Origin of the sequence: Lysinibacillus sp. FSL W7-1291, assembly GCF_038593415.1 — a bacterium.
Lineage (GTDB): Bacteria > Bacillota > Bacilli > Bacillales_A > Planococcaceae > Lysinibacillus > Lysinibacillus fusiformis_D.
In genome coordinates this window covers 544721-558660 of the sequence record NZ_CP151994.1, presented here as the reverse complement: position 1 = coordinate 558660, position 13940 = coordinate 544721, and the positions used below count along the sequence as shown (strand labels likewise).

The following is a 13940-nucleotide window of genomic DNA, read 5'->3' as shown; positions in this document are numbered from 1 at the left end:
TAACATAATTATACAATACATTTATGGTAAATTGTAGTTTTTTAATTCAAATTTCATAGTTTCTATTTTGATACATTTAGTTTCTAGCTCCCTTTATCAGTAAAATAGTATTAGGAAAATGATTATACAATCATACAATATTTTCCTTTTTATATTACAAAAAATCACCATCAACTAATTTTAGTTAATGGTGATTCTTTTCTGAAGATTATAATCAGCAATATGAAGAGCTAACTAAATTTTAAGTTAAAGTAGCCCCTTACCTTTTGTGGCTTTTTTCATATCTTCGTTCAATTTCTCAAAAAATTCTTCATTTGATTTTGTCGTGCGCAGCTTTTTCAGGAAGCGCTCTGCAAAATCAGGCGCATCTGAAAATGTTTTACGGATCGCCCATAGTTTTTCAAGCTGTTCTGGCTCAAGAAGAAGCTCTTCTTTACGTGTACCTGAGCGGCGAATATCAAGCGCAGGGAAAATACGGCGCTCCGCCAACTGACGGTCCAGATGAAGCTCTAAGTTACCTGTACCTTTAAATTCTTCATAGATGACTTCATCCATACGAGAGCCTGTATCGACTAAAGCTGTTGCTAAAATTGTTAAGCTACCGCCTTCTTCAATATTACGAGCTGAACCAAAGAAACGTTTTGGTCTATGGAAAGCAGCAGGATCAATACCACCTGAAAGTGTACGTCCACTTGGCGGAATGACTAAGTTAAAAGCACGTGCTAAACGCGTGATAGAGTCCATTAAAATGATAACATCACGCTTATGTTCAACTAAACGGCGTGCACGTTCTAATACAATTTCTGCCACTTTCACGTGATTCTCTGGTACTTCATCAAATGTTGAGCTGACAACATCTGCATTTACAGAACGTTCAATATCTGTCACTTCCTCAGGACGTTCATCAATCAGCAAGACAATTAATTCAGCTTCTGGATGATTGGTTGTAATAGCGTTTGCAATTTCTTTTAATAAAGATGTTTTCCCTGCCTTTGGTGGTGCAACGATTAAACCACGCTGACCAAAACCTACAGGAGCCACTAAATCCATTATACGTGTTGATAAATTGCGCTGTGTTGTTTCAAGCTTAATTTGTCGATCAGGATATAAAGGTGTTAATGCAGGGAAATGCACACGTTCCTTTGCTACTTCAGGATCTTCGCCATTGACAGCATCTACTTGTAAAAGGCCGTAATAGCGTTCATTTTCCTTCGGTGGTCGCACCTTCCCAGACACCTTGTCCCCATTACGTAGGTCAAAGCGACGGATTTGAGATGCAGAAATATAAATATCTTCTTTACTTGGTGAGTAGTTTATTGGTCGTAGGAAGCCAAAGCCCTCTTGCGAAACAATTTCTAATACGCCTTCCATAAAGAAATAGCCCTCTTGCTCTGAACGCGTTTTCAAAATAGCAAATATTAATTCTTTTTTCGTTAGCTTGCTATAATATGAAATTTTATATTGGCGTGCGAGGGCGTAAAGCTCTTTTAACGTCATGTTTTCTAATTGAGCGATTGTCAATGTAGACATATGCACAACTCCAGTCTTTTTCAAAATATAATACAATTATTGGGGTTATCATTGAAGTTTTCGATAGGCTCTGTTAATGCTTATATGGTAGCCTGAGTTTAATAATAACTACTGATACACTTTCTACCATACAACTAAACATTGCCTTAAAATATGGGATGGTTAATTTAAGAAGAAGGTACCTAGCACAATAGATGTACTAGGTATATTTTAGAAGAAAATATCATTAATATCTAGGTTTTTTCTCAAGAGCGTGACGGCCTTCTACAAAGCGAACCGTACCGGATTTAGCTCGCATAACTACTGAGTGTGTTAGGGCATAAGCACCTTTATATTGAACACCCTTTAAAAGCTCGCAATCTGTTACAGCAGTTGCTGCAAAAATAGCATCATCGCCTTTTACTAGGTCATCTAAATAAAGCACTTTCTCAACATCTACACCCATTTTTGTGCAGCGTTCTAATTGCTCTTCATCCTCTGGTACTAGTTTTGCTTGGAAGTCCCCACCGAGGCATTTTAAGGCCACTGCCGAAATAACACCCTCTGGAGCGCCACCTGTTCCAAACATAATATCAATACCCGTTTCATCAAAAGCGGTGTTGATTGCTGCGCCAACATCGCCATCTTGGATAAACTTAATACGTGCGCCAGCTTCACGAATTTCATCAACAATTGCTTGATGGCGAGGTCGATCTAAAAGAGTAGCAACTACATCAGAAATATCTTTATTTTTAGCCTTTGCTACTTGTAATAAGTTATAAGTGACAGAAGCATTTATATCCACTTTTCCAGCCGCTTCTGGCCCTACAGCAATTTTCTCCATGTACATGTCTGGCGCATTTAACAAATTGCCTTTATCTGCAATAGCAAGTACTGTCATGGCACCGTTCGTACCTTTTGCCACAATATTTGTACCTTCTAAAGGATCCACTGCGATATCTACTTTTGGACCACCATTTCGTAAACCAAGTTCTTCACCAATATAAAGCATTGGTGCTTCATCCATTTCACCTTCACCAATTACTACTGTAGCATGCATTGGAATTGTATCGAACATTTTGCGCATCGCTGTTGTTGCTGCATCATCTGCTTCAATTTTCAAACCGCGTCCCATCCATTTCCCGGATGCGATTGCTGCTGCTTCTGTTACTCGTACTACTTCCATCGATAAACTACGTTCCATTGTTGCTTTGCCTCCCGTTATCGGCATCTTTTTATGCCAAAACATTCAAATTACCTCTATTGTAACATAATTGGCTGAAAACTTTTAGCTCTCATTATTCCTTTGTCTCAGCTACACGTGCCATGATTGTTTCACGTCGAATATCAGCGCCTAAATCACGTAATTTCTCAATAAGTGAGCTATAGCCACGTTCAATATGATAGATATCCTGAACCTCTGTTTCGCCTTCAGCTAAGAGACCAGCTAAAACTAAAGCTGCACCCGCGCGAAGATCTGTAGCTGTTACCGTTGAGCCATGTAATTTACTCGGCCCTTTAATAATAGCTGTATTTCCTTCTACACGAGCATCTGCATTCATACGACGAAGCTCATCAATATGTTTAAATCGAGCTGTATAAATAGTATCTGTTACTTTAGAAGAACCGAATGCCTGTGACATTAACACCGCAAGTGGCTGCTGAATGTCCGTTGGGAATCCGGGGTATACCAGCGTTTTGACATCCACTGCCTGTAATGTCGAGAGATCTGTTTTTGGTACATAAATACTTTCTTCACCAATTTCGATTTTCACACCCATTTCACGAAGCTTTGCGATAATCGCTTCTAAATGCAGTGGAATAACGTTATCAATGGTAATACCATCACCAACTGCTGCAGCCATTATCAAAAATGTAGATGCTTCAATGCGATCTGGTATAATCGTATGCTCGGTACCATGTAGCTCTTCTACACCTTCAATACGGATGACACTTGTACCTGCACCTTTAATATTGGCCCCCATATTCGTCAGAAGTGTCGCTACATCGATGATTTCAGGCTCCTTTGCGGCATTTTCAATGACAGTCCGTCCCTTTGCAAGCACTGCTGCTAACATAATATTAATCGTTGCCCCAACACTTGCTACATCTAAATAAATTTTTGCCCCAATCAATTCATCTGCACGTAAATAGATGGCTCCATGTTCATTGGTAATTTTAGCTCCCAATGCCTCAAAGCCTTTTATATGTTGGTCAATTGGTCGTGGTCCTAAAAAGCAGCCTCCAGGTAACCCTATGACTGCTTTCTTAAAACGTCCAAGCATAGCACCCATTAAATAATAAGAAGCGCGTAACTTTTTCACGTTTCCATTTGGTAAAGGCAATGCAATCATATCTGTAGGATCAATTGTCATTGTGCCATCCTCAAATGAAACTTCTCCACCAATTTCCTCTAATAAAGCCTTTAACGTCCAAGCATCTGAAATTTCGGGTATCCCCCCAATAGTCACTGGAGAGTTCGCCAAAATTGATGCAGGAATTAAGGCGACTGCACTATTTTTTGCACCACTAACTTTAATTGTACCTCGTAGACGATTTTCGCCAGTAATTTTATAAACATCCATTTTGCGTTCTCCCTCATGATTGGAAAGTAGTATTTTTTGCAATTGGCTCACTTTATAATCTTATTATTCGCCTTTTCTCGTATTCCAATCCGTTAAAAATCCTTCAATTCCTTTTTCCGTTAATGGATGGTTGAAAAGTTGCTTTAATACTTTAAACGGTGTAGTTGAAATATGTGCGCCAGCTAATGCTGCTGCTGTAACATGCTGAGGATGACGAACAGAAGCAGCAATAATTTGCGTATCGATATTATGAATGGTAAAAATATCTGCTATTGTTTCAATTAGCTCGACACCATTTTGACCAATGTCATCTAAACGGCCGATAAATGGTGATACGTATGTAGCACCTGCACGCGCAGCCATTAATGCTTGGTTCGCACTAAAGATTAATGTCACGTTTGTTTTAATACCTTTGTTTGCAAAGAAACGACATGCCTCTAATCCAGCTGGTGTCATTGGTAACTTTACTGTTATGTTTGGAGCAATCGCAGCTAATTCCAAACCTTCTTTAATCATACCTTCCGCATCAAGTGCAATAACTTCTCCGCTTACAGAGCCATCAACAAGCTCAGCTATTTCACGAAGACGATCATGGAAAGAAACATTCTCTTCTTTAGCCACTAATGATGGGTTTGTTGTAACCCCTGATAAAATACCCCATGCATGTGCCTCTTTAATCTCTTCAAAGTTTGCTGTATCAATGAAAAATTTCATTTTTATTTCCTCCTGATCATTTTTCTTATATTATTAAATATTTTCCAAAATTTCATTATTTCAAAAACAAGAGAAGGTCGATTGAAAGCATCAACACTTCTCTTAGTATGTGTATTTAACTATGCTTTTGTAACATATTAAATGCAAAAATTATGCTTTTTGTGCACTACCAAATTCACGAATTTTACCAATAACCGTTGCCTTAATGGCTTCACGTGCTGGACCAAGGAATTTACGTGGATCGTAAACAACTTTGTCGTTGTCTAGAATTTCACGGATTACTTTTGTTGCTTCAATTTGATTTTCAGTATTGACGTTGATTTTAGCTGTACCTAATGAAATGGAACGTTGAATATCCTTTGTTGGGATACCTGTACCACCATGTAAGACAAGTGGAAGATCCGCTAATTTAGAGATTTCTTCCATTTCTTTAAAGCCTAAGTTTGGCTCTCCTTTGTAAGGACCATGTACAGAGCCAAGTGCTGGTGCTAAGCAATCGATGTCTGTCAGTTCAACCATTTTGCGGCATTCTTCTGGATTAGCATAAATAATACCACCGATTACGCCATCTTCATCTCCACCAACTGTTCCTAATTCTGCTTCCACAGAAACGCCTTTAGCATGTGCGTATTCTACTACTTCTGAAGTAATTTTTACATTTTCCTCAAATGAGTGATGTGATGCATCAATCATCACTGAAGTAAAGCCTGCATCAATTGCCTCTTTACATTTTGCAAAGCTAGAACCATGGTCAAGATGAATCGCTACAGGAACTGTAATACCGTAAGATTCCATTAAACCTTTTACCATATGAACAACGGAAATAAATCCGCCCATATATTTACCTGCACCTTCAGAAACACCAAGAATCACTGGAGATTTTTCTTCTTCAGCTGCTTGTAAAATTGCTTGAGTCCATTCAAGGTTATTAATGTTGAATTGACCAACCGCATAACCTTCTGCTTTTGCTTTAATTAACATCTCTTTCATAGATACTAATGCCATACTAAAAATCCTCCTCATAGGACTATTCTTTACATAAACATGCCCCTCAATCATAGCAAAAATAATAGCCCCTGAAAAGCAGGGGCTATTATTTTCTACACGAAAGCGCAGTGTAACGTAGCGGCAGTGTCTGCCGTTGTGGAGTGCAACTCAACGAAGGCTTGCACCTGAAAAGCAGGGGCTATTATTTTCTACACGAAAGCGGAGGGCAACGTAGCGGCAGTGTCGCCAAAGTGTAGTGCAACGTAACGGCGGCGCTTGAACCTGAAAAGCAGGGGCTATTATTTTCTACACGATAGCGCAGTGTAACGTAGCGACAGTGTCTGCCGTTGTGGAGGGCAACGCAACAGAGGCTTGCACCTGAAAAGCAGGGGCTCTTATTTTCTACACGATAGCGCAGTGTAACGTAGCGACAGTGTCTGCCGTTGTGGAGTGCAACTCAACGAAGGCTTGCACCTGAAATGCAGGGGCTCTTATTTTCTACACGATAGCCGCAGTATAACGTAGCGACAGTGTCTGCCGTTGTGGAGTGTAACTCAACAGAGGCTTGCACCTGAAATGCAGAGGCTCTTATTTTCTACACGACAGCATAGTGCAACACACTGAAATTGAAGGCAATACCCTGTCGCTTCTTTCAAAATAAACATAAAAAACAGACCGTGTGTCCACTGTCTGTTTTTTACACCTGTAAAGCCTTATTTACTTCATCTCGCACCTCAAAAATATCAAATGGTTTTGTAAAGTAACGAATAGCTCCTAATTCTAAAGCTTCTTGCACTACATCCAATTCGCCATATGCTGTCATCATAAATACAGGTAACTTCGGAAATTTTTCTTTTAAGCGTTTCAAGATTTCAATACCGTCCATCCCTGGAATCTTCATATCCAGTAAAACACAATCCATCTGTTGCTCATCTGCATATTTTAATGCCTCTGAACCATTAGCCGCTAAATATGTAAGATAACCTTCCTTTTTCAACACTTCATTTAAAAGTAAACGAATTCCCTGCTGATCATCGACAATTAGTAATCGTTTCACATTTCATTCCGCCCTTTTTTAGTTTTATTCTTACACAAAAACTTTCTTTATTATGTATAATTCTCCTTTTTCAGCTTAATACCTTCTAGTATTATAAATTATCTGCTTTTGCTTTCTACCTTTTCCGCCCCTATAATATGGTTAGAGGTGGGAACATGTCAAAAATTCTAACAACACAATTAAGTGGATTATTACAAAGAATAACACAAAATGAAGAGGAGGCTATTGAGGAAACAGCAAGACTCCTTGCACAAGCAGCCATTGGAGAAGGTCATGTGTATTTCGCTTGCTTTGGTGAAATGCAAGTTATTGAATCCAATGCATCTCAAGCAGTTGAACCATTTAGCAAATTAGCTCCTTGGACTTTGAGTACAAGCTTAACTGAAGCTGATCGTGTTTGCATTTTTACACGCAGTGCGCACGATGAGGAGGCACTGGCTTTAGCTCAAGACTTAAATAAACGGTTTATTCCTTTCGCTGCTGTTGCGAGTGAAGTAGCGAATACGGAAAATCCTCTTGCAGATTTGGCCTATACGTATGTTTCTACACGCGTTAAAGGTGGTTTATTGCCTAATGATTTAGGGCAAAGAATCGTTGTACCACATGCAATTGCTGGACTTTTTGTATATGAAGCAGTGAAAATTGCTTATGATGAAATGCTTGGTATTGATGAAGAAGAACTATAAACATTCATTTAAAAAGAGTTGTCTCATTAATAGAGAGACAACTCTTTTTGATTATTTAAATGTTGCTCCGATAAAATCACGGAACAATGGTTGTGGACGATTTGGACGTGAAACTAGCTCTGGGTGGAATTGACATGCTACAAAGAAGTTGTTACCTGGTAGCTCAATAATTTCAACCAATTTGCCATCAGGGCTTGTACCTGAGAAGACAAGACCTGCTGCTTCCATTGCCTCACGATATTCATTGTTAAACTCATAGCGGTGACGGTGACGCTCATAAACAAGCTCTTTACCGTATGCATTGCTTGCCTTTGAACCATCTTTCAATTTACATGGGTATAATCCTAAACGTAATGTACCGCCAATATCTACACTATCATTTTGATCTGGTAAGAAGTCGATAATTGGGTACTCTGTATTTGCATCAAGCTCTGTAGAATGTGCACCTTTTAAACCAAGGACATTACGAGCAAATTCTATTGTTGCTAATTGCATACCTAAGCAAATACCAAGGAACGGTACATCATTTTCACGCGCATATTGTGTCGCTAAAATTTTCCCTTCAACACCACGATCACCAAAACCGCCTGGTACTAAAATGGCATCTGCACCTTTTAATAGTGAAGCAACGTTATCTGCATTGACATGTTCTGCATTAATCCAGTCAATTTCAATATCAGAGTTAAATGCGTAGCCCGCATGCTTTAATGCCTCAACTACTGAAATGTAAGCATCTTGTAGTTCCACATATTTCCCTACTAATGCTACTTTTCTTTTATTTGGTAAGTTCTTCACTTTGTCTACCAGCTCGCGCCATTCTTCCATATCTGCCTCTGGTGCTTCAATGCCAAAATGATCAAGAACGATATCATCAATATCTTGTGCATGCAGGTTTAATGGCACTTCATATAAATGCTCTGCATCACGAGATTCAATAATTTCATGTGGTTGCACATCACAGAATAATGCTAATTTCTCTTTCATATCTTGTGGTACTTCTTGTTCTGTACGTACGACGATAATATTTGGCTGGATACCTAAAGAGCGTAATTCTTTAACAGAATGCTGAGTAGGCTTTGTTTTCAATTCACCAGCTGCTTTAATATAAGGTATAAGTGTACAGTGAATATACATCACATTGTCATGACCTAAATTTGTTTTCATTTGGCGAATCGCTTCAAGGAATGGCAATGATTCAATATCCCCTACTGTCCCACCAACCTCTGTAATAACAACGTCTGCATTAGTTTCACGACCAGCACGTTGGATACGGTCTTTAATTTCGTTTGTAATATGAGGAATTACTTGTACTGTTCCACCATTATAATCACCACGACGTTCTTTCTGTAATACAGATTGGTAAACGCGACCTGAAGTTACTGTAGAATGTTTCCCTAGGTTAATGTCAATGAAACGTTCATAATGTCCTAAGTCTAAATCAGCCTCAGCACCATCATCTGTTACAAAAACCTCACCATGTTGATAAGGGCTCATTGTACCTGGGTCAATATTGATATATGGGTCAAACTTTTGAATCGTAACTTCTAAACCACGGTTCTTTAATAAACGACCTAGAGATGCTGCAACAATCCCTTTTCCAAGTGATGATACAACCCCACCTGTTACAAAAATATACTTCGTCATGAATAAATTCCTCCTTATGATGTTCTAAAATTACTAGCTCGCTTAGGGGGGAACAGAATCCTTTATATTCTAATACCCTAAAAAAAGAAAAGCCGAGAATGTCTACAAAAAATGTAGTCGATTCGAAGCTGTAATCGGTTCTATCTCTTTTCCACTTTCCTTTAAACCTTAAAACTCTAACATTTATCCAGTCACCGTTTACTATACATCATGAATAAATCCAAACTTTTATATTCATTTCTGGATGAACGTATGGGAGAACTGAATATAGTTAAAAACAAAAAAACGCTCCTCCTGCATAGGTTTGCAGGGGGAGCGTATTATATACACGGTCTTTCTCCTTCTTTTAAGGAGCCCAAGTAAAAGATTAAACGGAACCGTGATAGAAGTCAAGATTTTTTACTCCATGCCTAATAGAAAGAAAATTCTAAGAGTACTGTATTAGTTTTCTTCCTCTTCTTCGTCGAACTCTTCTTCCTCTTCATCAATAAAGTCTTCATCAATTTCTTCATCAATATCTTCGATTTCTTCATCGTCAAAATCGATTTCTTCTTTTTCTTCGTCCTCTTCTTCAATATCTTCTTCATCAACAAACTCTTCGAAGTCTTCGTCAAAGTCGATATCTTCTTCTTCTAAATCTACATCCTCATCAAGATCTTCATCATCAAAGGCAGCTTTAGATTTTTTCTTTTGAGTCTTAACAGAAGGTGCTGTTTCTTCTTCAATTTGCTCTACTTTAAACCATTCACGTAGGCCCCATCCTGCTTCTTGATTATATAAGAAGCGGCCATCAATATTAATATCTGTATAAAATTGTAACAGACGGGATTTCATTTCTGCATCACTATAGCCCACAAGCTCTTGAATTAATTTTAGTAAATCATTAAAAGACACTGAGGCACGTTTTTCATTTAAAATTGCATAAGCTAAGTTAATTAACGATTCTTCCGTTAATTGTTCCTTTGTCATTTCACGAAAATTCAATTCGTGCACTTCCTTTCCCTCATCACAATGGACGTTTTAAAATTACATGGTGCTTTATTTTCCAAGCGCAGCAAAAAAGGCCACGCAAAAGGTACTTTCTATACATAAGCATAATACCCATTATATACAAAGTTTTAGCCCCTTTGCTAGCTTCAATTACTGTTTTTTATATTACGCATTTTTTTTATTCCAAGATAAAACAAATAAACAGATAATAGTAGTAAAGGAATAGCGCCAATTTGCTTATTATACAGGAAAATGGCTACCAATACTAAAGCTAATATAATTATGTAGTGAATAAATGATTTCATCCCTACTGCGCCTCCCCTTTTTTTACATTTCTATTATAACGAAAATAAAAAGAAGTGCCTAATCTTAAGACTAGACACTAGAAACTAGAGAAGCTTGTTACATAAATTAGAAAAAAATGTTAGAAAAAAAGCAGTTTTGAATGTCTACAATTACATATTTCGACGATATTGTCCGCCAACTTCATATAAAGCTTTTGTAATTTGTCCTAAGCTTGCTACTTTTACTGATTCCATAAGCTCAGCAAAAATATTACCATTGTTAACAGCAACTTCTTGTAAACGTGCGATTGCAGCTTCACTTTCTTCTTCATGCGTCTTCCAGAATGCTTGTAAATTGCGAATTTGCGTTTCCTTCTCTTCTGTGGATGCACGAGCAATTTCCATATTATCGATAGCAGCGTCTGAAGGTGGATTTGGATTCAGGTACGTATTGACACCAATGATTGGTAGCTCCCCTGAATGCTTTAACATTTCATAGTACATGGACTCCTCTTGAATTTTACCTCGTTGATATTGCGTTTCCATTGCACCTAAAACACCACCACGATCATTAATACGATCAAATTCCTCTAGGACCGCTTCTTCTACAAGATCTGTCAATTCTTCTATAACAAATGCACCTTGCAGAGGATTTTCGTTTTTTGCCAAGCCATGCTCTTTCGTAATAATCATTTGGATAGCCATGGCACGACGTACAGATTCCTCTGTAGGTGTTGTAATAGCTTCATCATAGGCATTTGTATGCAATGAGTTACAGTTATCTTGTAATGCCATCAATGCTTGTAATGTTGTACGAATATCATTAAAATCAATCTCTTGCGCATGTAGACTACGACCAGATGTTTGAATATGATATTTTAGCTTTTGCGCACGTTCATTGGCACCATATTTATCACGCATTACAATGGCCCAAATACGACGAGCAACACGTCCAATTACTGTATACTCTGGATCAAGTCCATTCGAGAAGAAGAACGATAGATTTGGTGCAAAGTCGTTAATATTCATGCCACGACTTAAATAATACTCTACATACGTAAAGCCATTTGCTAAGGTGAAAGCTAATTGGGAAATAGGATTTGCCCCAGCTTCTGCAATATGGTAACCCGAAATAGAAACGGAATAGTAGTTACGCACCTTATGATCAATAAAGTATTGCTGAATATCACCCATCATACGTAAAGCAAACTCTGTCGAGAAAATACATGTGTTCTGTCCTTGATCTTCTTTTAAAATATCAGCTTGTACTGTACCACGTACAACCTGCAATGTGTTTTCACGTGTCTCGGTAAACTCTTCTACTGTCAAAGTCCGTCCTAGCTCTTGTTCGCGCAATTTAACTTGTTGATCGATCGCCGTATTCATGAACATCGCTAAAATAATAGGCGCTGGACCATTAATGGTCATAGATACAGATGTAGACGGTGCACATAAATCAAAGCCTGCATAAAGCTTTTTCATATCCTCTAATGTACAGATCGATACACCCGATTCCCCGACCTTACCATAAATATCTGGACGGTAATCTGGATCTTCCCCATAGAGAGTTACAGAATCAAAGGCTGTAGATAAACGTTTCGCATCGTCATCCTTCGATAAATAGTGGAAGCGTTTATTTGTACGTTCAGGTGTTCCTTCACCAGCAAATTGACGCTTCGGATCTTCTCCCTCACGTTTGAATTGGAAAACACCTGCTGTATAAGGAAACTCACCAGGAACATTCTCTTTGTACACCCAGCGTAATATTTCACCGTAGTCCTCAAATTTCGGCAATGCTACTTTAGGAATTTTTGTACCAGAAAGACTTGTTGTTTTTAAAATAGTGCGAATTTCTTTGTCTCGAACCTTCGTCACAAACTCATCACCAGCATAAGCTTCTTTTAAAGTTTGCCAATTATCCAATATACGCTTGGATTCTGCTGATAATTCATCTCTGACACCTTGTGCTAAAGAAGAAAGCGATGCTATAAGTGCATCCTCTGGTGCTTTTTCCTTAACTGCCGTAATAGCACCTTCTAATTGGAACAGACGGCGAGCAAATCCCACCTGCTGTTCTGATTTTTTATGATAGCCACGAACCGTGTCAGTAATTTCACGTAAATAATAACGACGATCGTTTGGAATAATGACATCTTGCTTTTGCGTCTTAGCAAATTGCTCATAGCTTGTTTCCCAATTGTAGCCTGTTTTTTCGTTAATAATATGAACTAAAGCTGCGAATAATGCATTGGTCCCTTTGTCATTAAACTGGCTAGCAATTGTTCCATAAACAGGCATACTATCAAGTGATTCTTCCCATAGCTCACGAGATCGTTGGTATTGTTTTTGTACTTGACGTAGCGCATCCTCCGAGCCTTTACGCTCAAACTTATTGATCGCAATGACATCTGCAAAATCAATCATATCAATTTTCTCAAGCTGTGTAGGTGCACCAAATTCACTTGTCATAACATACATGGAAAGATCTGTATACCTTGTGATTTCGGCATCACCTTGACCAATACCACTTGTTTCGACGATGATTAAATCATAGCCCGCTACACGTACTACATCTATTACATCACCAATAGATGCAGATAATTCAGTGCGAGAGCCTCGTGTTGCTAAACTACGCATATAAACGCGGTTATTGAAGATGGCGTTCATGCGAATTCTATCGCCAAGTAATGCTCCACCTGTTTTTTGCTTTGTTGGATCGACTGAAAGAATGGCTACACGTTTATCTGGGAATTCTTTCAGGAAACGGCGAATCAGCTCATCCGTTAATGAAGATTTCCCTGCGCCACCTGTTCCTGTAATCCCCATGACAGGTGTACCTTTTGAACGCTTTCGTGCCTCAATTAACATCTCTTTCGTAGCTTCATCCTCATTTGACTCAGCTGCTGTAATTAGATTGGCTAAAATTTCAGGCGTTTCTGTCGTTAAAGCCTCTAATTTATCTAAATAGTTGCCTGTTGCAGTTGGAAAGTCCGTTCCTTTAATTTGCTCATTAATCATCCCTTGTAGCCCTAAAACACGGCCATCCTCTGGTGAGAAAATGCCTGCAATGCCATACGCATGAAGCTCTTTAATTTCACGAGGTAAAATAACCCCACCACCACCGCCATAAATTTTAATATGCGGTGCCCCTTTTTCACGCAGCAAATCATACATATATTTAAAGTATTCCATATGCCCGCCTTGATAAGAAGAAACTGCAATACCTTGTGCATCTTCTTGAATCGCGGCATTCACGACTTCTTCGACAGAACGGTTATGCCCTAAATGGATTACTTCTACACCGCTCGATTGTAATATGCGTCGCATTATATTGACCGAAGCATCATGTCCATCAAAAAGACTTGATGCTGTCACAAAACGTACGTGATTTTTTGGACGATATACTTCTACCTTTGTCATATGAAATCCCCACTCTCTCCCCTTAATGAATTGAAAAAAGCCGACAATTGCAATGTCGATGTAT

The 13940-nt window shown here is 38.6% G+C and carries 10 protein-coding genes; 1 reads left to right on the top strand and 9 read right to left on the bottom strand.

Features of this window, described 5'->3' with window-relative positions; translation table 11 throughout:
- Window positions 1-246: 246 nt before the first annotated feature.
- The 6 genes from rho to NST76_RS02580 form a co-directional block, all read right to left on the bottom strand.
- Window positions 247-1530 carry a transcription termination factor Rho gene (gene rho / locus NST76_RS02605; RefSeq protein WP_036121419.1) on the bottom strand — a complete coding sequence of 428 codons (1284 nt, stop codon included), beginning with the start codon at window positions 1528-1530 and terminating at the stop codon, window positions 247-249.
- Between the two features lie 226 nt (window positions 1531-1756).
- A complete protein-coding gene (gene glpX / locus NST76_RS02600; protein WP_036121428.1) occupies window positions 1757-2713 on the bottom strand; it encodes a class II fructose-bisphosphatase in 957 nt (318 codons plus the stop codon).
- Window positions 2714-2807: 94 nt separating this feature from the next.
- Complete coding sequence (locus NST76_RS02595) at window positions 2808-4094, bottom strand: UDP-N-acetylglucosamine 1-carboxyvinyltransferase (RefSeq protein WP_036121421.1); 1287 nt, start codon at window positions 4092-4094, stop codon at window positions 2808-2810.
- 63 nt (window positions 4095-4157) lie between these two features.
- Window positions 4158-4808, bottom strand: a complete 651-nt coding sequence (fsa, locus tag NST76_RS02590; RefSeq protein WP_036121423.1) for a fructose-6-phosphate aldolase — start codon at window positions 4806-4808, stop codon at window positions 4158-4160.
- Between the two features lie 150 nt (window positions 4809-4958).
- Window positions 4959-5813: a class II fructose-bisphosphate aldolase gene (locus NST76_RS02585; RefSeq protein WP_036121426.1), complete on the bottom strand. Its 855-nt coding sequence runs from the start codon at window positions 5811-5813 to the stop codon at window positions 4959-4961.
- Between the two features lie 679 nt (window positions 5814-6492).
- On the bottom strand, window positions 6493-6852 hold the full coding sequence (locus NST76_RS02580) for a response regulator (protein WP_036121440.1): 360 nt from the start codon (window positions 6850-6852) through the stop codon (window positions 6493-6495).
- Window positions 6853-7007: 155 nt separating this feature from the next.
- On the opposite strand from NST76_RS02580, the gene NST76_RS02575 reads away from it, so the two are divergent.
- Window positions 7008-7538: a DUF2529 family protein gene (locus NST76_RS02575; protein ID WP_058844288.1), complete on the top strand. Its 531-nt coding sequence runs from the start codon at window positions 7008-7010 to the stop codon at window positions 7536-7538.
- A gap of 51 nt (window positions 7539-7589) precedes the next feature.
- On the opposite strand, the gene NST76_RS02570 is transcribed toward NST76_RS02575, so the two are convergent.
- The 3 genes from NST76_RS02570 to icmF all read right to left on the bottom strand — a co-directional run bounded on the left by NST76_RS02570 (window position 7590) and on the right by icmF (window position 13876).
- A complete protein-coding gene (locus NST76_RS02570) occupies window positions 7590-9182 on the bottom strand; it encodes a CTP synthase (protein ID WP_036121444.1) in 1593 nt (530 codons plus the stop codon).
- A gap of 441 nt (window positions 9183-9623) precedes the next feature.
- Entirely contained in the window at window positions 9624-10166 is a 543-nt protein-coding gene (rpoE, locus tag NST76_RS02565) for a DNA-directed RNA polymerase subunit delta (RefSeq protein WP_058844289.1), read from the bottom strand.
- A 461-nt stretch (window positions 10167-10627) separates the two neighbouring features.
- Window positions 10628-13876, bottom strand: a complete 3249-nt coding sequence (gene icmF, locus NST76_RS02560) for a fused isobutyryl-CoA mutase/GTPase IcmF (RefSeq protein WP_271912339.1) — start codon at window positions 13874-13876, stop codon at window positions 10628-10630.
- Window positions 13877-13940: the final 64 nt, after the last annotated feature.